The sequence below is a fragment of the Pseudomonas poae RE*1-1-14 genome (assembly GCF_000336465.1).
GTDB classification, from domain to species: Bacteria; Pseudomonadota; Gammaproteobacteria; order Pseudomonadales; family Pseudomonadaceae; genus Aquipseudomonas; species Aquipseudomonas poae.
Genome location: NC_020209.1, coordinates 3,220,281 through 3,240,248 on the forward strand (window position 1 = coordinate 3,220,281; position 19,968 = coordinate 3,240,248).

The 19,968-nt window shown below is 61.6% G+C and carries 18 protein-coding genes; 8 read left to right on the forward strand and 10 right to left on the reverse strand.

The window, feature by feature from the left end; genetic code table 11:
- Positions 1-26: 26 nt before the first annotated feature.
- From H045_RS13835 to sctC, 3 genes are all read right to left on the reverse strand, one after another.
- Positions 27-488 carry a transglycosylase SLT domain-containing protein gene (locus H045_RS13835; RefSeq protein WP_015372676.1) on the reverse strand — a complete coding sequence of 154 codons (462 nt, stop codon included), beginning with the start codon at positions 486-488 and terminating at the stop codon, positions 27-29.
- Complete coding sequence (locus tag H045_RS13840) at positions 481-876, reverse strand: winged helix-turn-helix domain-containing protein (protein ID WP_003230338.1); 396 nt, start codon at positions 874-876, stop codon at positions 481-483. Before H045_RS13840 ends, H045_RS13835 begins: the two co-directional genes overlap by 8 nt.
- Positions 877-1,042: 166 nt before the next feature.
- Positions 1,043-2,500 carry a type III secretion system outer membrane ring subunit SctC gene (sctC, locus tag H045_RS13845; protein WP_015372677.1) on the reverse strand — a complete coding sequence of 486 codons (1,458 nt, stop codon included), beginning with the start codon at positions 2,498-2,500 and terminating at the stop codon, positions 1,043-1,045.
- Positions 2,501-2,651: 151 nt separating this feature from the next.
- On the opposite strand from sctC, the gene H045_RS13850 reads away from it, so the two are divergent.
- From H045_RS13850 to cobA, 8 genes are all read left to right on the forward strand, one after another.
- Positions 2,652-3,878: a CmpA/NrtA family ABC transporter substrate-binding protein gene (locus tag H045_RS13850; protein WP_015372678.1), complete on the forward strand. Its 1,227-nt coding sequence runs from the start codon at positions 2,652-2,654 to the stop codon at positions 3,876-3,878.
- Positions 3,879-3,891: 13 nt separating this feature from the next.
- Positions 3,892-4,467 carry an ANTAR domain-containing response regulator gene (locus H045_RS13855; RefSeq protein WP_003230332.1) on the forward strand — a complete coding sequence of 192 codons (576 nt, stop codon included), beginning with the start codon at positions 3,892-3,894 and terminating at the stop codon, positions 4,465-4,467.
- 412 nt (positions 4,468-4,879) lie between these two features.
- Positions 4,880-6,091: a nitrate/nitrite transporter gene (locus H045_RS13860; protein WP_015372679.1), complete on the forward strand. Its 1,212-nt coding sequence runs from the start codon at positions 4,880-4,882 to the stop codon at positions 6,089-6,091.
- Complete coding sequence (locus H045_RS13865) at positions 6,091-7,761, forward strand: bifunctional protein-serine/threonine kinase/phosphatase (protein ID WP_041931632.1); 1,671 nt, start codon at positions 6,091-6,093, stop codon at positions 7,759-7,761. Before H045_RS13860 ends, H045_RS13865 begins: the two co-directional genes overlap by 1 nt.
- Before the next feature lie 224 nt (positions 7,762-7,985).
- Positions 7,986-10,439, forward strand: a complete 2,454-nt coding sequence (gene nirB / locus H045_RS13870) for a nitrite reductase large subunit NirB (protein WP_003230327.1) — start codon at positions 7,986-7,988, stop codon at positions 10,437-10,439.
- Positions 10,436-10,753, forward strand: a complete 318-nt coding sequence (nirD, locus tag H045_RS13875; RefSeq protein WP_003230326.1) for a nitrite reductase small subunit NirD — start codon at positions 10,436-10,438, stop codon at positions 10,751-10,753. The genes nirB and nirD overlap by 4 nt, the downstream gene beginning before the upstream one ends.
- Positions 10,753-13,461 (forward strand): nitrate reductase, encoded by a 2,709-nt coding sequence (locus H045_RS13880; protein ID WP_003230324.1) that lies wholly within the window; start codon positions 10,753-10,755, stop codon positions 13,459-13,461. The genes nirD and H045_RS13880 overlap by 1 nt, the downstream gene beginning before the upstream one ends.
- 10 nt (positions 13,462-13,471) lie before the next feature.
- Complete coding sequence (cobA, locus tag H045_RS13885) at positions 13,472-14,215, forward strand: uroporphyrinogen-III C-methyltransferase (protein WP_041931513.1); 744 nt, start codon at positions 13,472-13,474, stop codon at positions 14,213-14,215.
- 60 nt (positions 14,216-14,275) lie between these two features.
- Here the strand turns inward: cobA and H045_RS13890 are convergent, their stop codons facing one another.
- The 7 genes from H045_RS13890 to H045_RS13920 form a co-directional block, all read right to left on the reverse strand.
- A complete protein-coding gene (locus H045_RS13890; protein WP_003230320.1) occupies positions 14,276-15,256 on the reverse strand; it encodes an OmpA family protein in 981 nt (326 codons plus the stop codon).
- Between the two features lie 107 nt (positions 15,257-15,363).
- Positions 15,364-15,954, reverse strand: a complete 591-nt coding sequence (gene sigX, locus H045_RS13895) for an RNA polymerase sigma factor SigX (protein WP_003230319.1) — start codon at positions 15,952-15,954, stop codon at positions 15,364-15,366.
- A gap of 85 nt (positions 15,955-16,039) precedes the next feature.
- Positions 16,040-16,864, reverse strand: coding sequence for a mechanosensitive ion channel family protein (locus H045_RS13900; RefSeq protein WP_003193288.1), 825 nt, complete (start codon positions 16,862-16,864; stop codon positions 16,040-16,042).
- Positions 16,865-16,866: 2 nt separating this feature from the next.
- Entirely contained in the window at positions 16,867-17,112 is a 246-nt protein-coding gene (locus H045_RS13905) for a hypothetical protein (RefSeq protein ID WP_003230316.1), read from the reverse strand.
- A gap of 87 nt (positions 17,113-17,199) precedes the next feature.
- Positions 17,200-18,195: a zinc transporter ZntB gene (locus tag H045_RS13910; RefSeq protein WP_015372682.1), complete on the reverse strand. Its 996-nt coding sequence runs from the start codon at positions 18,193-18,195 to the stop codon at positions 17,200-17,202.
- 25 nt (positions 18,196-18,220) lie between these two features.
- A complete protein-coding gene (gene rraA, locus H045_RS13915; protein ID WP_085986475.1) occupies positions 18,221-18,709 on the reverse strand; it encodes a ribonuclease E activity regulator RraA in 489 nt (162 codons plus the stop codon).
- Between the two features lie 178 nt (positions 18,710-18,887).
- On the reverse strand, positions 18,888-19,877 hold the full coding sequence (locus H045_RS13920; protein ID WP_003230313.1) for an alpha/beta fold hydrolase: 990 nt from the start codon (positions 19,875-19,877) through the stop codon (positions 18,888-18,890).
- Positions 19,878-19,968: the final 91 nt, after the last annotated feature.

The window sequence follows — 19,968 nt, forward strand, 5'->3', positions numbered from 1 at the left end:
CTGGCGCGAGGCATGCCGCCTGATCGTCAGTGACGCAGCGCAACCAGCGCCTCATACCGGGCCCAGATTTTTTGCGCATATTGCTCGCGCAATGCATCACGCTGCGGCCCCGACCCTGCTCCCGCGTTGTAGGAACCCACGGCCGTCCAGTTGTAACCGAACCGCTGGATAAACCCGGCGAGGATCGATGCGCCCACTTCCACCGACAGACAGGGTTCGCTCAGCAGCCGCTCTTCGGTAATACCCTGTTTGAGCAAGCGTGGCAGGTGCACGCTGTTGATCTGCATCAAGCCGATATCGCGGCTGCCGTCGCTGTTCGCGTTGTTCATCGCGTTCGCGCGGTATCCCGACTCCACCGCCGCGATGGCCTGCAGCAGTTCCGGTTCAATATCGTAGCGACCGGCCACGTCTTCCCAGCAATCGGCCAAGGCTCGGCTGCTGACCAGCACCGCACTCAACACGGCGCTGCTGGCCAGGCGCTTAATCATGCTGCACCTGACCACAGGCCGAGCAGAGACGCTGCTCGCGCGTCCCCTCCAACAGCGCTCTGTGCTGGACGTTCACAGGGCAAGTGAAGCGATAGCCCTTGCCATAAATCGTCTTGATAAAGCCCTTGTCGGCCTTCAGGTGTTTGCGCAGTGCATAAATGCAGCGGGTGAGCGACTCCTCGGACACCTCTCTACGGGGCCAGGCCGACTCCAGCAAATGGTCCTTGGTCATCAACGCACCACCGGATGCCAGCAGCAACCGCAGCACATGCCACTCTTTGGGCGGTAATTGAAGGTCCACATTCTGCCCGGTCAAGCGGCCATAACCATGCAAGGTCCACCCGGCAAATACCCATGAGGCTGTCAGCTCATCATTTGCGATGGCCATGGGCACCTCGGTATTGATCTACTGACATTGAATTTCTGGCTTCCTGAATCAACCGATACGGCAACGGCAGGACTATAAAAACCTGACCACCGAACCGAGCTAGGAAACGACTTATGCGCCTGAGGATTTCGATAGTCGCTACGTAGGACTTTTCGCCATACGAAGGTCACTCAGCGGACTCTGGGCTTGCGCGGTTGAAGGCACGTTGCACCCGCTCGTATTGGGCCCCGGTCAGTGGCGGCGGCCCCACGGCGCCTGCCAGCAGCTTCGGCTCGCCGCCCACCGCGCGCGCCTGGATCACAAACAGCCGCACCTGGGCGCCGCGCGCGCGGCGCGCGCCCTCGTCATCACGGCGAAAAGCCCCCAGCCACAGGCGCCGGCCCTGGGGCACACGCACCACCGTGCTGATCGCGATGCGGCCCACCGCCCCAGCCGAACCTGCCTTGAGCTTGCCGGCCATGGGCCGCCCATCCTCCAGGCTCAGTTGCATCTCGATCTGGCTCGCATCGGCAAAACGCGGCAGCACACTGGCTTCGGTGCGATAGCGCACCGGTTGCCACTGGGCATCGTCTTGCGCGGATTTGGGCAGGTAAAACGTGTGGGCGTCATGGAACACTGCCGGAACGTTTTCCTGGGTAAGGATCACCGGAAACGCCACCACTCTGGCCTTGCGACGACGTTCCAGCGCAGCCAGCTGCGTCATCAGACGGTTGTCGTCCAGAGGGTCCAGCACCTGTGTCACTGAGGGCGCGTCGTCACCCTCCCCGGACCAGGACGTCTTCAGCTTTTCCAGTTCATTACGGTCCACGTCGATCTGCCACAGCGTCACTTCAATCGGTCGCCTGGGCGTGTCGAGTTGCGTCACCAGCTCCTCGATCACCTTGACCTGAGCCGGCTTGCCCTTGATCAGCAGGCTGTTGGAGTCAGGATAAGCAATCACCAACAGGCGCTTGTCAGCCAGCGGACCACGCGCACCTTGCTCACGCTCGGCAGCCAGCACGGTCTCGATCATCGAGGCCATGCCGGGAACATTGACCTGCTCATCGCCCAGGGCGTATTGGCGATCGGCCACATGGGTATTGAACACCTGCACCACGCCAAACGCCTGATCGCCCACCGGCACCTGGGTGCGCTGGCGATCCATCAGTTGCGCCAGGTGCAGCACCTGATCCACGTAGTTGGGCGGGCCGGACACATAAAAGGTGCGCCCGGCGCTCTCGCGCAGGGGAAAGCGTGATTCATCCAACCCCGAGCGGCGCATGAACTCGCGCAGCCGGTCGACCGAGATATGCCGCAGTGTCACCGCAGAGCTTTTCGCCTCGCTGGCGTCATACACACGGAGCACCTGGCCGTCGCTGTACCAGATCAGGCCATGCTGCTCGGCGAGGGCCTGCAGGGTGTGCTGCGCCGCCTTCAGGTCGAACACGCCGGAAACGCGCGTGCGCGAGACATCGCGGCTGACCACCACGGGCAACCCCAAGGGCACTGACAACGCGGTAAAGACGGTATGCAGGCTTTCATCCTGCGCCCGATACGCCTCGGCCGAGGCGAACGTGCTTGCCCACAGCACGGCCAGGCACAGTAACCAGCGCAAGCGGGTCATGACAGGGGAATCGATCGTCACTTTGGATGTTCCTCGCAAAGAGGCGGCCATACTGAAAGCCGGCCGGGTTTCAATCTTGATGAAAACCTGACGGCCTGCCGCGGCCGCGAGGCCGTGGCATGTGCCTTGCTAAGCCTTGCTCACTGGTTTTTTGATTGAAAAGGCGGCATTGATGAACGATTCGGCAGGCAGCGGCCCGACCAGCGATCCATTGGCCTGGGTCCACGGCAGTGACGCCCCGGAAAAGAGCAGCCTCGACCTCGGATTCATGGCCTTGAGCGATTGCGCCTCGCTGGTGGTGGCGGCCACTCAGGGCTTTGCCCAACCCTACGGCTTGACCCTGAACCTCAAGCGCCAGTCATCCTGGGCCAACCTGCGCGACAGGCTGGTCAGCGGTGAACTGGATGCCGCCCACAGCCTGTATGGGCTGATCTACGCGGTGCACCTGGGCATCGGCGGCGTGGCGTCCACCGACATGGCGGTGCTGATGGGCCTGAACCAGAACGGCCAGAGCATCAATCTGTCTCACGGTCTGCAGGCACAGGGGGTGACCACTCCTGAGGCGCTGGACCACCACGTGCACCAAAGCCGTACAAAACTGACCTTCGCCCAGACATTTCCCACCGGCACCCACGCCATGTGGCTGTATTACTGGCTCGCAAGCCAGGGCATTCACCCCTTGCAGGATGTCGACAGCGTGGTGGTGCCGCCGCCGCAGATGGTTGCGCACCTGCAGGCAGGGCGCATTGACGGTTTCTGTGCCGGCGAACCCTGGGCCGCCAGCGCGGTGAAGCACAATCAGGGCTTCACCCTGGCGACCAGCCAGACGATCTGGCCAAACCACCCGGAAAAAGTGCTGGGCTGCACCCAGGCTTTCGTCGACCAATACCCCAACACCGCGCGCGTGCTGGTGATGGCTGTGCTCGAAGCCAGCCGTTTTATCGAGCAGAGCCAGGAAAACCGCCGTTCCACCGCGCAGCTACTCAGCGCCCGCGAGTACCTCGACGCCCCGCTCGACTGCATCGAGCCTCGCCTGCTCGGCCATTATGACGACGGCCTGGGCAACCAGTGGCAGGATCCCCATGCGCTGCGCTTTTTCGCCAAGGGCGAGGTCAACCTGCCGTACCTGTGCGACGGCATGTGGTTCATGACCCAGTTCCGCCGCTGGGGTCTGCTGCGTGAAGACCCGGACTACCTTCAGGTTGCCCGCCAGGTGCAGCAACTGAACCTCTATCGCCAGGCCGCCGCCGCCGTTGACGTGCCGGCAAGCCGCCAGGACATGCGCAGCAGCCAGTTGATCGACGGCAAAATCTGGGACGGCTCCGACCCCGCCGCCTACGCACGCAGCTTCCGCCTGCACGCCCTGGCGGATCACCCCAACCGCCAGGCTCAGCGCTGACAGGAGGCCACCCATGCTGCGAATCCTGTTGATCAACGACACCCCGCGCAAGGTCGGGCGGCTCAAGGCGGCGCTGGTCGAGGCCGGCTTCGAGGTCATCGATGAGTCCGGCCTGACCATCGACCTGCCCGCCCGCGTCGAAACGGTGCGCCCGGACGTGATCCTGATCGATACCGAGTCAGCCGGGCGCGATGTGATGGAGCAAGTGGTGCTGGTGACGCGCGACCAGCCGCGACCGATTGTGATGTTCACCGATGAGCACGACCCGAATGTGATGCGCCAGGCGATCAAGTCCGGCGTCAGCGCCTATATAGTTGAAGGCATCCAGGCCCAGCGCCTGCAACCGATCCTCGACGTGGCCATGGCCCGCTTCGAAAGCGACCAGGCCCTGCGCGCCCAGTTGCAGGCCCGCGACCAGCAATTGGCCGAGCGCAAGCGCATCGAACTGGCCAAGGGCATGCTGATGAAAATGAAAAACTGCAACGAGGAAGAGGCCTACACCCTGATGCGCCGCCAAGCCATGAGCCGCCAGCAGAAACTGATCCAGGTGGCCGAGCAGATTATTGCCATGAGTGAGCTGCTGGGCTGACTGTGGCAAGCCTTGTGATGGGCAGACTGGTTTTGATTGTGGTTGTGGCGAGCAGGCTTGCCCTCATGCCGTTCAGTTAAGCGCAGATTCCCTGTGGCGAGCAGGCTTGTCCTGCGTTGGGCTGCGCAGCAGCCCCAAAACCAGGCGCTGAGCCGTATCAGGTTCACCGTGTTTTGCAGGATTGGGGGCGCTTCGCACCCCAACGCGGGGCAAGCCCGCTCGCCACGGGGGCTCGTTCTTCACAAAGTTTAGTGTTGGCACAGGACTTGCCATGCATTCATCACAGGTAGCCAACGGCGGTTGCCCTTCCACGACAAAGACGTCGCACATCCGGTTTGCTTTCGCGAACCCGATGGCGGCGTTTTTTTTCGTTTTGGCCTTCTGACAAGACCCCCTACCGTTGAGGTGCGTGATGAAATCAAGCTTCTGGAAATCCGGGCACACCCCGACCCTGTTTGCCGCGTTCCTGTATTTCGACCTGAGTTTCATGGTCTGGTATCTGCTGGGCCCGCTGGCCGTGCAGATTGCCGCCGACCTGCACCTGACCACCCAGCAACGTGGCCTGGTAGTGGCAACGCCGATCCTGGCGGGCGCGGTGCTGCGCTTTCTGATGGGCATGCTGGCCGACAAGTTGTCGCCCAAGACCGCTGGGCTGATTGGCCAGGTGATCGTGATCGTTGCGTTGTTCGGCGCGTGGAAACTGGGTATTCATAGTTATGAGCAAGCCCTGCTGCTGGGCTTGTTCCTCGGCATGGCCGGCGCATCCTTTGCCGTCGCCCTGCCCCTGGCCTCGCAGTGGTACCCCGCTGAGCATCAGGGCAAGGCCATGGGCATCGCCGGGACAGGCAACTCCGGCACGGTGTTCGCCGCGTTGCTGGCCCCGGTGTTGGCCGCCGCCTTTGGCTGGAGCAATGTCTTCGGTTTTGCGCTGATTCCGTTGGTCCTCACGCTGATCGTGTTCGCCTGGCTGGCACGCAATGCTCCGCAACGCCCGAAAGCCAAAGCCATGGCCGACTATTTCAAGGCGCTGGGCGACCGTGACAGCTGGTGGTTCATGTTTTTCTACAGCGTGACCTTCGGCGGTTTCATCGGCCTGGCCAGCGCCCTGCCCGGCTACTTCAACGACCAGTATGGCCTGAGCCCGGTGACCGCCGGCTACTACACCGCCGCCTGCGTGTTCGGCGGCAGCCTGATGCGCCCGTTGGGCGGCGCCCTGGCGGACCGTTTCGGCGGCATCCGCACGCTGCTGGGCATGTACAGCGTGGCGGCGGTGTGCATCGCGGCGGTGGGTTTCAACCTGCCAAGTTCCTACGCCGCCCTGGCACTGTTCGTGTGCACCATGCTCGGACTGGGCGCGGGCAACGGTGCGGTCTTCCAACTGGTACCCCAGCGTTTTCGCAGCGAAATCGGCGTAATGACCGGCCTGATCGGCATGGCCGGCGGCATCGGCGGCTTCGCCCTCGCCGCTGGCATGGGCGCGATCAAGCAAAGCACCGGCAGTTATCAACTGGCCCTGTGGCTGTTCGCCAGCCTCGGCGTGCTGGCCTGGTTCGGCCTCTACGGCGTGAAACGCCGCTGGAGAACGACGTGGGGTTCGGCCGCAGTGACTGCCGCGCGCGTCTGATGAGTCTGCAACTAAGCGTCGCCCAGGCCAGCGCCATGGGTCCGCGCAGCGAAAACCAGGATGCCCTGCGCGTGGTCACGCCCAGCGCGGAACTGGCTGCGAGCAAAGGTTACCTGTGCGCCCTCGCCGATGGCGTCAGCCAATGTGCCGACGGCGGCCTGGCCGCGCGTTCAAGCCTGCAGGCGCTGGCCCTGGACTACTACGCCACGCCGCAGACCTGGGGCGTGGCCCAGGCGCTCGAACGGTTATTGCTCGCGCAGAATCGCTGGCTGCAAGCCAACGGCGGCGGCCAGCCGTTACTGACCACCCTCAGCGCCCTGGTGTTTCGCGGCCGGCGCTTCACCCTCGCCCATGTCGGCGACTGTCGCGTGTATCGCTGGCTGGACGGCGAGTTGCAGCGCATCAGCGAAGACCATGTGTGGGAGCAACCGGGCATGCAGCATGTGCTCAAGCGCGCCCTTGGCCTGGATCAACACCTGGTGCTGGATTTTCTCGACGGCGAACTGCGCGCGGGCGAGTGTTTCCTGCTGCTCAGCGACGGCGTATGGGCCACGCTGAGCGAACACAGCATCTGCGCCATCCTGCGCGAGCAAACCAACCTCGACATGGCCGTCAACACCCTGGTGAGCGCCGCGCACCTGGCCGGCAGCCAGGACAACGCCAGCGCGCTGCTGGTGCGCATTGACGCGCTCGGCGCCGCCACCCTGGGCGATGCGCTGGTGCAGTTGCAGCAATGGCCACTACCGCCGCCGCTCAAGCCTGGCCAGCCGTTCGAAGGCTGGGAGGTGGAAAGCCTGGTCGCGCAGAGCCGACAATCGTTGCTGTACCGAGTGCGCGACGCCCAGCAACAGCCCTGGCTGCTGAAAACCCTGCCGCGCGGCCACGACAACGACACCGATGCGGGCCAGGCGCTGCTGTCGGAGGAATGGTTTCTGCGCCGGGTGGCCGGACGCGCGTTTCCGGACGTTCACCCGGCCAGCGGGCGTCAGCATCTTTACTATGTGATGCGCGAGTACCCAGGGCTCACCCTGGCCGAGCTGTTCAAGCAGCAAGGCCCGTTGCCCCTGGCGCAATGGCAATCCATCGCCGAGCGTTTGCTGCGCGCGGTCGGCCTGCTGCATCGCCGGCAGATCCTGCACCGCGATATCAAGCCGGAAAACCTGCTGCTGGGCGACGACGGTGAACTGCGGGTGCTGGATTTTGGCCTGGCCTACTGCCCGGGCCTTTCCGAAGACCCAATGAACACACTGCCCGGCACGCCGAGCTTTATTGCCCCCGAAGCGTTCAATGGCGAGCGTCCTGCGCCTCAGCAGGATTTGTACAGTGTCGGCATTACGCTGTATTACCTGCTGACGGGACATTATCCCTACGGCGAAATCGAAGCCTTCCAACGTCCCCGCTTCCATCAACCGATCAGCGCCAGCCGCTATCGCCCCGACCTGCCGGATTGGCTGCCCCTGAGCCTTGAACGCGCCGTGGCCGCGCAACCCGCGCAGCGTTATGAAACCGCCGAAGAATGGCTGCTGGTGCTGGAGCAGGCCGACCGCCGCGAACTGAGCGTACGCCCGCGACCGCTGCTGGAGCGCGAACCGCTGAGGGTGTGGCGCACGTTGGCGCTGGTGTCGCTGCTGATCAATCTGGTGCTGCTGTACGGACTGTTGCACCACTAACGGGCAAAACGCTTCGGCTGTGAGGTTAAACGCCCAGTAAAACTGCGGTTATGCCGACTTGGCACAACCGCTGCATTAGCTCTGGCAACAACCCACATACAGCCGCCCCTTCAACGACGAAGGATCGAGCTTCCCGAGAGAACGGGACCCGGACAAAGGCGTCCTCGCTAGCTGACTAGCGGGGACGCCTTTTTTTGTTTGCGCGTGATTGGTCGGAGAGCGACATGAAAAAACTCAAATTGGTGATGATCGGCAACGGCATGGCCGGGGTGCGTACCCTTGAAGAACTGCTCAAGCTGAGCAGCGATCTCTACGACATCACCGTGTTCGGCGCCGAACCCCACACCAACTACAACCGCATCCTGCTGTCGCCGGTGCTGGCTGGTGAACAAACCTTCGAAGAGATCGTGCTCAACGACCTGGACTGGTACCTGGACAATAACGTCAAGCTGCTGCTCAACCGCAAGGTCGTGCAGATCGACCGGGTCAAGCGCAAAGTCATCGCCGAGGACGGCACCGAGGCCGAGTACGATCGTTTGCTGATCGCGACCGGTTCCACACCGTTTATCCTGCCGATCCCCGGCAACACCTTGCAGGGCGTGATCGGCTATCGCGACATCGCCGACACCCAGGCCATGATCGACACCGCCAAGACCCACAAGCACGCGGTGGTCATCGGTGGCGGCCTGCTTGGCCTGGAAGCGGCCAACGGCCTGATGCTGCGCGGCATGCACGTGACCGTGGTGCACATCGGCGAATGGTTGCTGGAACGCCAGCTGGACAAGACCAGTGGCCAACTGCTGCAAACCGAACTGGAAAGCCGTGGTCTGGTATTTCGCCTGGGCGAACACACCCAGGCCCTGCACGATGCCGGCAATGGTCGCGTTGGCTCGGTGCAGTTCAAGAACGGCGACATCATCCCCGCCGACCTGGTGGTGATGGCCGCCGGCATTCGGCCCAATACCGAACTCGCGGAAACATCAGGCATCCCGTGCAACCGCGGGATTCTGGTCAACGACACGATGCAAACCTACGACCCGCGTATTTATGCGATCGGCGAATGCGCCAGCCATCGCGGGATTGCCTACGGCCTGGTTGCGCCGCTGTTCGAACAGGCCAAGGTCTGCGCCAACCACCTGGCTCAGCTCGGCTTTGCCACCTACAAAGGTTCGGTCACCTCGACCAAGCTGAAAGTCACTGGCATCGACCTGTTTTCAGCCGGCGATTTCATGGGCGGCGAAGGCACCGAGACCATCACCCTCTCCGACCCGATTGGCGGCGTGTACAAAAAACTGGTGATCAAGGACGACATCCTCGTCGGCGCCTGCCTGTACGGCGACACCGCCGATGGCGGTTGGTACTTCCGCCAGATCCGTGAGAACCATGCCATCGGCGAGATCCGCGATCACCTGATGTTCGGCGAAAACGCCTTGGGCGACGTAGGCCATCAGGGCCAGGACAAGGCCATGAGCATGGCCGACAGCGCTGAAGTCTGCGGCTGCAACGGCGTGTGCAAGGGCACCATCGTCAAGGCGATCCAGGAACAGGGCCTGTTCAGTGTCGACGAGGTGAAAAAACACACTAAAGCCGCCAGTTCCTGCGGCTCCTGCGTGGGGCTGGTGGAACAGATCCTGATCAACACCGTGGGCGGCGCGGCCGATGTAAAACCCAAGAGCGAAAAAGCCATCTGCGGGTGCAGCGACCTCAACCACGGGCAAATCCGCCAGGCTATCCGCGAACAGCATTTGCTGACCATCGCCGGCACCATGAGCTACCTGAACTGGCGCACCCCCAACGGCTGCGCCACCTGCCGCCCGGCGCTGAACTATTACCTGATCTCCACCTGGCCCGGCGAAGCCAAGGACGACCCGCAATCGCGCCTGATCAACGAACGGGCCCACGCCAACATCCAGAAAGACGGCACCTACTCTGTGGTCCCAAGGATGTGGGGCGGTGTGACCAATCCTTCGGAACTGCGCCGTATCGCCGACGTGGCCGACAAGTACAACGTGCCGATGGTCAAGGTCACCGGCGGTCAGCGCATCGACTTGCTCGGCATCAAGAAGCAGGACTTGCCCGGCGTGTGGAAAGACCTCGACATGCCGTCCGGCCACGCCTACGGCAAATCCATCCGCACCGTGAAAACCTGCGTCGGCAGCGAGTTCTGCCGCTTCGGCACGCAGAATTCCACGCAACTGGGCATTGAGCTGGAGCACGACCTGTTCAACATGTGGTCGCCGCACAAGGTCAAGCTGGCGGTGTCCGGTTGCCCGCGCAATTGCTCGGAAGCCGGCATCAAGGATGTCGGCATCATTGGCGTCGACTCCGGCTGGGAGATGTATATCGGCGGCAACGGCGGCATCAAGACCGAAGTCGCGGAATTCTTCGTCAAGCTCAAAACCGCCGACGAAGTGCGCGAGTACAACGGCGCATTCCTGCAGTTGTACCGCGAGGAGGCCTTCTACCTGGAGCGCACCGTGCATTACCTGCAGCGCGTGGGCATGGAGCATATCAAGAAAGCCGTGCTGGAAGACCCGGCCCGGCGCAAGGCGCTGAACGAGCGCCTGCAATTCTCGCTGTCATTCGAGCAGGACCCGTGGAAAGAACGGCTTGAACAGCCGCTGCTGAAAAAGGAATTCGAGGTGATCCCCGTCAAACACCTGGAGGTGCAGGCATGAACTGGCTGGATATTTGCGCCCTCGACGACATCAACGCACTGGGCTCGCGCATCATCAACGGCCCCAAGGGCGACATCGCGATCTTTCGTACCAGTGACGACGAAGTCTTCGCCCTCGACGACCGCTGCCCGCACAAGGGCGGCCCGCTGTCCCAAGGACTGATCTACGGCAAGCGCGTGGCCTGCCCGCTGCACAACTGGCAGATCGACCTGGCCTCCGGCGAAGCCCAGGCGCCGGATATCGGCTGCGCCCACCATCATCCCGCCCGTGTCGAAAACGGCCGGGTGATGCTGGCCCTGCGGGACGCCGGTTGATGGACCGTCAGGTCACCGCGTCCACCTGCTGCTACTGCGGGGTGGGCTGCGGCGTGCTGATCGAGCATGACGGCACGCAGATCCTCGGTGTGCAGGGCGACCCGAGCCATCCGGCCAATTTCGGCAAGTTGTGCAGCAAAGGCGCCAGCCTGCACCTGACGGGCGACCTGAGCGCGCGCGCCTTGTACCCGGAGTTGCGCCTGGGCAAAGGCCTGGCCCGTAGCCGTACCAGTTGGGATACCGCGCTGGACCACGCGGCCAGCGTGTTTGCCGACACCATCGCCGAACACGGGCCGGACAGCGTGGCCTTCTATATTTCCGGGCAACTGCTTACCGAGGACTATTACAGCTTCAACAAACTGGCGCGGGCTCTGGTGGGCACCAACAATCTGGACAGTAATTCACGGTTGTGCATGTCTTCGGCGGTGGTCGGCTACAAGCGCAGTCTGGGCGCCGACGCGCCGCCGTGCAGTTATGAAGACCTCGACACCAGCGACTGCGTGATGATAGTCGGCAGCAACATGGCTTACGCCCATCCGGTATTGTTCCGACGCCTGGAGGAAGCCAAGGCCCGGCGTCCGCAGATGAAAGTCGTGGTGATCGACCCTCGGCGCACCGACACCTGCGAATTGGCTGACATGCACCTGGCCATCCTGCCAGGCACGGATGTGGCACTGTTCCATGGGATTTTGCATCTGCTGCTGTGGGAAGACTGGATCGACCGTGACTTTATCCAGGCCCATACCGATGGATTGACGGAGCTTAAACGCCTGGTGCATGACTACACACCGCAGATGGTCACGCAGCTGTGCGGGATCAGTGTCGAGCAATTGCGGTTGTGCGCTGAATGGGTGGGTACCTCCCCTGGCTTTTTGTCGCTGTGGTGCATGGGGCTCAACCAGTCCACCGCCGGCAGCGCTAAAAACAGCGCGCTGATCAATCTGCACCTGGCCACCGGCACGATTGGTCGACCGGGCTGCGGGCCGTTCTCACTGACCGGCCAGCCCAACGCCATGGGCGGGCGCGAAACCGGCAGTTTGTCGAACCTGTTGCCGGGTCACCGGGAAGCCGCCAATCCTGAACATCGCGCAGAAGTTGCCAGTTACTGGGGCGTGGATGCGTTGCCGGAGCCGACCGGGCTGACGGCCATTGAGCTGTTCGAACAGGTACAGGCCGGCAAAATCAAGGCGTTGTGGATCGCGTGCACCAACCCTGCGCAATCGCTGCCGGACCAGACGGCCGTACGCGCCGCCCTCGCAGCCTGCCCGTTCGTGGTGTTACAGGAAGCCTTTCGCACCACCGAGACCGCCGCCTACGCCGACCTGCTGTTGCCAGCCGCCAGCTGGGGGGAGAAAGAAGGCACGGTGACCAACTCCGAACGGCGTATTTCCCACGTGCGCCGCGCCATTGCCCCTCCCGCAGAAGCACGGCCGGACTGGGCAATCACCGTGGATTTTGCCCAACGTCTGCAACAGCGTCTGCGTCCGGGGACGCCGAGTCTGTTCGCCTTCGAGCACCCGGCGCAGATTTTTGATGAATTCAAGCTGCTGACCTGTGGCCGTGATTTGGATTTGTCGGGTATCAGTCATGCCCTGCTCGACGAACTGGGCCCGCAGCAGTGGCCGTTTCCCATGGGCTCACGCAGCGGCACTTCGCGCCTGTATACCGACGGAATCTTCCCGACCGAAGGGGGGCGCGCGCACTTTATCGCCGACCCTTATCGCGCAGCCAAGGAACAGCGCGACGCGCGCTTCCCCCTGACCCTGATCACCGGCCGCCTGCGCGATCAATGGCACGGCATGAGTCGCACCGGCACGGCGGCGCAGTTGTTTGGGCATGTGAACGAGGCATTGTTGAGCCTGCACCCGGATGAACTGCGCCGCCATCGTTTCAAGGAAGGCGACCTGGTGAACCTCAAAAGCCGGCGCGGCAATGTGATCGTCGCCGTGAGCAGTGACGACAGCGTGCGCCCCGGCCAGGCATTCCTGCCGATGCACTGGGGCGACCGGTTTCTCAAGGGCGGCGTGAATACCCTCACACAGCCGGCGTTCGACCCGCTGTCAAAACAGCCTGAACTCAAGCACAGCGGCGTGCGGCTGGAGGCGGTGCAGTTGCCATGGCAACTATTTGCCCTGATCGAGGGCAATGTGCAGCAACACTTCGAGGCACTGCGCCCGCTATGCGAGGGTTTTGCCTATGTGAGCCTGAGCCTGGCCGGGCGGGAACGGCCGGCGTTGCTGTTACGCGCGGCACATACCGCAGCGCCCGAGCTTGAGCTGCTGACGCGAATCGACCAAATGCTGGGCCTGCACGATGGCCCCGTCATGGCCTACGACGATCCGCGCCGCTCGATCGGCAAGCGAGTGAAGATTGAAAAAGGCCGCATCACGGCGGTGCGCCTGGCCGGTGAAACCCTGGCCCGTCATTGGCTGCAGAGCCTGTGGCTGGAAGGCCGCACCGATGACCAACTGCGCCGCTGGCTGCTCGCGCCCTTGAGCGCTGCGCCGGGTGGTGCGGCGCCAAACAGCAAAGTGCTGTGCAACTGCATGAACGTCAGTGAAAGCGCCGTGTGTGCCGGTATCGCTCAGGGCATGGACCTCAATGGGCTCAAGCAGTCCCTGGGATGCGGTACGCAATGTGGCTCCTGTGTGCCGGAAATCAAACGTCTGTTGGCAAGCCGTCCGCAGCCAATCGCTATCAGTGTGTGAGGACAGGAATATGAGCGCAAAAGTCTGGCTGGTAGGCGCAGGGCCGGGAGACCCGGAGCTGTTGACCCTCAAGGCGGTACGGGCGATGAACGAAGCCGACGTGGTGCTGATTGACGACCTGGTCAACCCGGCAGTGCTGGAGCATTGCGGCAACGCGCGCGTGATTACGGTGGGCAAGCGTGGCGGCTGTCGTTCGACGCCACAGGATTTCATCCATCGCCTGATGCTGCGTTATGCACGTCAGGGCAAGTGTGTGGTGCGACTCAAAGGCGGCGATCCGTGCATTTTCGGACGTGGCGGCGAAGAGGCGATGTGGCTGCGCGAGCGCGGGATCGAGGCGCAGGTGGTCAATGGCATTACGTCCGGCCTGGCAGGCGCAACCCAGTGCGATATCCCGCTGACGTTGCGCGGTGTCAGCCGTGGCGTAACGCTGGTCACCGCGCATACCCAGGACGACAGCCGCCTGAACTGGCGCGCGCTGGCTGAAGGCGGGACGACGCTGGTGGTGTACATGGGCGTGGCGAAGCTGGAAGAGATACGCCAGCAATTGCTCGAAGGCGGCATGACGGCGGATATGCCGGTGGCGATGATTGAGAATGCATCGCTGCCCCAGCAGAGGGAGTGCCGCAGCGTACTGTGGCGCATGCAGGATGATGCCCAGGCTTTTGCATTGAAGAGCCCGGCAATCCTGGTGATTGGCAAGGTGGCAGCGGCTGAGCAGGCGGCCTATGTAGCAGTGGTGGCGAGCGCCTGAGGCAAATTGCAGACGAAAAAAAGCCCGGCCTGAGCCGGGCTTTTTTCTACTACTCAGTAATTACTGAGCGGTAGCTTCAACCGACGCTTCTACGCGACGGTTAACAGCGCGACCAGCTTCAGTTGCGTTGTCAGCAACTGGGCGGGATTCGCCGTAACCTACAGCAGTTACACGGCTAGGAGCCACGCCGTCTTTAACCAGGACTTGCTTGACAGCGTCAGCACGACGCTGGGACAGCTTCTGGTTGTAAGCGTCTGGACCTACGGAGTCAGTGTGACCAGCAACTTCTACGTTGGTGGACGGGTACTGAGCCATGAAGTCGGCCAGGTTTTTCACGTCGCCGTAGCTGTTAGGCTTAACAACGGCTTTGTCGAAGTCGAACTTAACGTCCAGCTCAACACGAACAACCTGAGCAACTGGAGCTTCTGGCTCTGGAGTTGGCTCTGGAGCTGGTGCTGGGGTAGGAGCTGGAGCAACTGCGCCAGCGTTACCGCCGAAGTTCACGCCCAGGCCGACCAGTGCGGAGTAGTCCCACTTGCCGTTGTCCAGACCGTAGTCAGCTTCAACACCGGCACGAGCGTACAGGTTGTTGGTGAAGTAGTACTTCACGCCGGTACCGACGGTGGCGAAAGTGGTCTGATCGCGACCGCTGTGGCCGTCAGCTTGCACGTTGCCACGGCTCTGGTGGCCGAAACCGCCTTCAACGTATGGACGCAGGCTGTCAACGCCGGCCTGACCGAAGTGGTACTGAGCCACGAGGCTGCCAGTGTCACCTTTGATCTTCTGGCTACCAGTACCGTCGTTCGAACGGGTGTGGTTGGTCTTGTCGTAGGACAAGTTCAAGGACAGATCGTCGGTCAGGAAGTAACCAATGCGAGCGCCTGGGTTGAAGCCGTCTTCGATGTGCTTGACGCTATCGTTGTACTGCTTCTTGTAGAACAGCTCGCCTTCAACTGCGCCTTGGCCTTGTGCCAGAACGCCGAAAGAAGTTGCGGCAATAAGAGAACCAATGGCCAAGCCCAAGGTGTTTTTCAGTTTCATCCGTTAAATCCCCATCTGGTGATTGTAAAGCAGTCCCACAAACCGGGGGACAACTCGGCGACAAGTCTAACAGAACTTGCCTACACGTAAGAGATATTTGCCACGCACTAAGTTTCAGTCTCGTCCGCAAATTTCTCACGTAATTTATCTAGAGCACGTTTGTACCGCATTTTTGTAGCACTCAAACCCATGTGCATGATGTCAGCGATTTCCTGGAACTCAAGCTCTGCGACGAATCGCAGCACCAGAATCTCCCGGTCAATCGGGTTCACATACACCAGCCAGCGATCGAGTCCGCCCTTGTCCTCGGGTGTCGGCGCCTTTTCTTCAGACGCTTCCTCAAGGGGGTCCAGACTCAAGGCGTCCATCAAGCGACGCTTTCGCCGTTCCTTCCGATACTGCGTGATGCACTCGTTGTACGTGATGCTGTAAAGCCAGGTCTTGAACTTCGATTTACCCTCGAAGTTCTTGAGGCCATACAGCACCTTGAGCATCACTTCCTGACAGACATCGTCCGCATCTCTATCGTTCCCCAAATATCTTGAACAAACGTTGAACAGAGTGCGTTGATACCTGCGCATCAATTCTTCATAGGCGCGCGTGATGTGAAACAGCTCCGTATGTGCACGCGCGACCAGCTCCTCATCAGAGAGCTCACGGGGGTCATAGCGCGTGGACAGCGTTTGAGCTTTATTCAAAACAAGTCGTGCCGACAGTCAGGTCAATGTCCGCTACGGCCCGGCAAGCCGGGTTCGCGGCGGCGTACATTAGCAGGGTGCCGGGTCAGCGGCTACTGACCTGCTGCTCAAGGAGTATCCGATTGGACAGCGACACCAGCTCGCCATCATCGGTCAGCACTGTCGTTTTGACAGTACCGATTTCCTCGATTTGCCCTTCGACCTCGCCCACACGCACCTGTTGCCCTACTTGATACAGTTCACGCACGTAGATTCCCGCAAGAATCTGACCGGCAATTTCCCGGCTTCCCAACCCCATGGCCAGCGCAACTGCCAGACCAACGGTAATCAAAACAATCACAATCACGTGGTTGAGCAGGTCAGTCTTGACCTCCAACTGGCTGATCGCGACCGAAATACTGATGATGATCACCAGCCCCTGGGCAATTCGCCCCAGGCCGGCGGCATAGTCCAGCCCCACGCCTTCGGCGGCTCCGCGCACCAGCCCATTGGCCAATTGCGCAAGGAGAACCCCTACCAGCAGTACCAGCGCGCCGCCGAAAACCTTGGGCAAATACAGCGCCAGCATGTCGAGCGTAGCTGAAACTCGCTCAAGTCCAAGGGACTGAGCCGCCGAAACCAGAAATATCAGCAAAACGAACCAATAGACAATCTTGCCGATCAAGGTGGAGATCGGCACTTGCAGCCCGGCGCGGCCCAGTAGCTTGGTCAGGCCGGTGCCTGCCATCAAGCGATCCAGCCCCAGTTTCGCGAGCAGTTTGGACAGCAAGGTGTCGAGCAGCTTGGCCACGACAAACCCGAGCAATACCAGCACCAGGGCACCAAACAGGTTGGGAATGAAATTCGCCACCTTGGTCCACAATGCCGTCATCGCGGTGACCAGGCTCTGGGTCCAGAGATCAAGTTCCATATTCAATCAGCCTTATCAGCAGTGCGAGCAAGAGGTTTGCCACGGGAAACCGGGGAGACGTGAGCCGAACCGTTGTTCAGGGCCATCATCAACGCCGGCACCCAACGCCCGAGCAGCCCGAACAGGTCTCCCGCCCCAACCTGACGGTTGGCGGTTTTCAATACGCGACCCAGGCACGCATCGTCATCACGGTTGGATGGCGAAGCATTCAGCATGTCACGCAAAGACTGTTCAAACGGATCGTGCATAAAGGACCTCTCGCAAGTGAATTAAAAGACGAGGGTTAAATTCCTGAGGTCACATCCGACCCTTCCTACGTTCAGCTCGTATTCAGGTCAAACCCAACGCAAACGTCGAAACAGCCACCATTGCCCGAGCGCCACGGACACCATCAGCAGGCACGCTATCGCAAATCCGTAGGGGCTGGAGGAGAAAGGAATACCTCCCACATTTATACCCAGCAGGCCTGTGAGAAAACTCATCGGCAAAAAGATTCCGGTGATGATTCCGAAGCGGTACATCGTGCGGTTCATGCGCACGCTCAAGCGTCGGTCTTCTGCTTCAAGTACAAGCCCCACGCGCTCCCGGGTCAATTCAAGCTCTTCCAGGTAGCGGGTCAGGCTGTTGTTCAATTCGTTCCAGTAGTCGGCATCGTCGTCACAGAACCACGGCAATTTGATGCGCGTCAGCTGACCGAAAATATCCCGCTGCGGCGCCAGGAATCGCTTCAGCCCAGCGGCTCTGCGACGGATCTGCAGGATGCTGCCATGCTCCGGAGTATACCGTTCGTCGGCATCGAGTTTTTCTTCTTCTGAATCGACGATTTCAAACAGGTCGGTCACCAGATCCTGCACTTTATGGGTCAGGTACTGCGCCATATAAAGGATGAGTTCAGAGGTGTTTTTTGGCCCTTTGCCTTCCGCCAGTTGCACCAGCAGCTCATCGGTGGCGCGCAGAGGGCGCAAACGCAGGGAGATCACCCGGCTGGCAGCCGCGAAGATGCGCGCTGAGACCATATCCTCCGGCTCGGCGCCCGGGTTGAGATTGACTCCGCGCAGAAACAGCAGCAATTCGTCATCCGGCAGCGGCAATAGCCGTGGACGGGTGTTCTCCTCCAGCAGCAGGTCACAGGCGAACTCGCTCAAGCCGCTGGAGTGGCGCAGCCAGGTCCGGGTTTGCGGATGACTGCGATCCCAATGCAGCCACAGGCTTTCCCGGGGCTGCAGTTGCAGGTCGTCCAGTTCAGTCCGGGCAATCGAACGCGCGCCGCCTTTACCGTCCAGCACCAGGGCATGTACCAGCCCCCATTGCGCGTTTTCTTCCTCGAACATCCTCACCCCTGTCGGCTATTGCAGTTTATTCAGGCATTTTCAGCGGGCTGGGTGACACGATCACACCGTTATTGTCGGCGTAGATGTATTCGCCCGGACGGAACGTAACGCCCGCAAAGGTCACCACCACGTTAAGGTCCCCGATGCCGCGCTTGTCGGTTTTCATCGGGTGACTGGCCAGCGCCTGCACGCCCAGATCGGTCTGGGCGATCACGTCGACGTCACGGATGCAACCGTAGATCACCATGCCTTCCCAACCGTTTTTTGCGGCTTTCTCAGCGAGCATATCGCCCAGCAATGCGCGACGCAGCGACCCCCCACCGTCTACCACAAGCACCTTGCCGGCACCCGGCAGGTCGACCTGTTCCCTGACCAGGGAGTTGTCTTCGAAACACTTGAGGGTGACGATCTCGCCGCCAAAGGAATCGCGGCCACCGAAATTGCTGAACATCGGCTCGACCACCTGCACCAGGTCCGGGTAGGCATCGCACAGGTCGGGGGTTGCGTAATGGATCATGGAAAGAGTCCCTTGCGTCAAAAAGCTGTCTTTGGAAAGAAGCGTCTGCCTCGCAGGTACGCAACATCCCATCCGCTTCGCCGCAACGCAAGCGCGAGGCGGCGACTGAATATGACCAGAAGCGTTTAACGCGTCATAGCTTAGCCGCAACCGCAGATCAGCGAAAAGCCCCGGATCAAACCGTGGCCATCAGCTCGGGCCGGGCCGCGAGCAACGGTGTCAGCGGATCTTTCAGCCATTGCGCCGCCAACGGCCAGACTTCAGCCTGGGCGGCCTTGCTGACGAGCATTTCCACATGCCCGAAATCCCCGTTGAACCCTTGCCCGCGCCCCAGGCACAGGTATTGGCGATGCTCGCTGCCGACTTGTTCGAACAGCTTGCGGCAGGCCCAGTCCGGGTCTTGTTCGTCGCCCGCGGCGCTCACCGCCAGCAACGGCACATCGACCTGCGCCAGGCCCTTCCACCAGTCGGCGTCGGCATCGCCAAACCGGCCGAACAGGCCATTCCAGCGCAACGCCTCGATCATCACGCCTGCCGGTTCATCTTCGGGCCCGCGCTTGAAACGCGGCCCGGACACTCGAGCAAAGCGCTTGAGCAGCCAGCGAGCACACCACTCCACAGGCGGAATTTTCAACGGCCAGTGCGTTCGGCTGACCTGGCAGCCGAACAACGCCACCGAGGCCACCGCCGATGCGTCCAGATGGCGCGCGCCCAAGGCTGCAGCCAGGGTGATGGCACCGAGGGAATGTCCGATCCAATGCGGCGTCTGCGCGCTTTGCTCATGCACAAAAGCGCCGATGGCCGGCAAGTCGTAACGCGCGTAGTCGGCCACGCGATTTTTCGCATAGTCCTGGTTGCGCCTGGACAGCCCGTGCCCGCGCATTTCCGGGATCCACACATCAAACCCCTGGCGCGCCAGGTGAGCGCCGAGGCCGAGGCCTTTGGGCGAATACCAGAAACGCCGGTTGGAAAAGCTGCCGTGCAACAAGATAACCGGAACGCCCCGGTTTTCCGGCACATCGGCCAGGCCCAAACGGGTAACGGCCAGCTCGACGGTGCCGTCGGGGCTGTTGCCGGGTTTGAGCCGATAGACGTCTTCACTCAGGTCGCCACGACGTTCAGCACTGATCAAGGCGACGGGAAACAGATTGCTGCTGCTTTGCATAATGCTCTTGCACAAAAAAGGGCGGCGTCCGCGAGGATTCCCGCCCTGTACAGATAAGAATGCCGGTCGCCCGCGAGGGTAACCGGCACTT

What these genes read in the sequence shown, in the direction of transcription:
- H045_RS13920 (WP_003230313.1), bottom strand. Translation starts at nt 19,877, where the DNA reads ATGCAAAGCAGCAGCAATCTGTTTCCCGTCGCCTTGATCAGTGCTGAA.
- H045_RS13850 (WP_015372678.1), top strand. Translation starts at nt 2,652, where the DNA reads ATGAACGATTCGGCAGGCAGCGGCCCGACCAGCGATCCATTGGCCTGG.
- cobA (WP_041931513.1), top strand. Translation starts at nt 13,472, where the DNA reads ATGAGCGCAAAAGTCTGGCTGGTAGGCGCAGGGCCGGGAGACCCGGAG.
- H045_RS13860 (WP_015372679.1), top strand. Translation starts at nt 4,880, where the DNA reads ATGAAATCAAGCTTCTGGAAATCCGGGCACACCCCGACCCTGTTTGCC.
- H045_RS13880 (WP_003230324.1), top strand. Translation starts at nt 10,753, where the DNA reads ATGGACCGTCAGGTCACCGCGTCCACCTGCTGCTACTGCGGGGTGGGC.
- H045_RS13900 (WP_003193288.1), bottom strand. Translation starts at nt 16,864, where the DNA reads ATGGAACTTGATCTCTGGACCCAGAGCCTGGTCACCGCGATGACGGCA.
- H045_RS13910 (WP_015372682.1), bottom strand. Translation starts at nt 18,195, where the DNA reads ATGTTCGAGGAAGAAAACGCGCAATGGGGGCTGGTACATGCCCTGGTG.
- H045_RS13855 (WP_003230332.1), top strand. Translation starts at nt 3,892, where the DNA reads ATGCTGCGAATCCTGTTGATCAACGACACCCCGCGCAAGGTCGGGCGG.
- H045_RS13905 (WP_003230316.1), bottom strand. Translation starts at nt 17,112, where the DNA reads ATGCACGATCCGTTTGAACAGTCTTTGCGTGACATGCTGAATGCTTCG.
- H045_RS13865 (WP_041931632.1), top strand. Translation starts at nt 6,091, where the DNA reads ATGAGTCTGCAACTAAGCGTCGCCCAGGCCAGCGCCATGGGTCCGCGC.
- nirD (WP_003230326.1), top strand. Translation starts at nt 10,436, where the DNA reads ATGAACTGGCTGGATATTTGCGCCCTCGACGACATCAACGCACTGGGC.
- nirB (WP_003230327.1), top strand. Translation starts at nt 7,986, where the DNA reads ATGAAAAAACTCAAATTGGTGATGATCGGCAACGGCATGGCCGGGGTG.
- H045_RS13840 (WP_003230338.1), bottom strand. Translation starts at nt 876, where the DNA reads ATGGCCATCGCAAATGATGAGCTGACAGCCTCATGGGTATTTGCCGGG.
- H045_RS13835 (WP_015372676.1), bottom strand. Translation starts at nt 488, where the DNA reads ATGATTAAGCGCCTGGCCAGCAGCGCCGTGTTGAGTGCGGTGCTGGTC.
- H045_RS13890 (WP_003230320.1), bottom strand. Translation starts at nt 15,256, where the DNA reads ATGAAACTGAAAAACACCTTGGGCTTGGCCATTGGTTCTCTTATTGCC.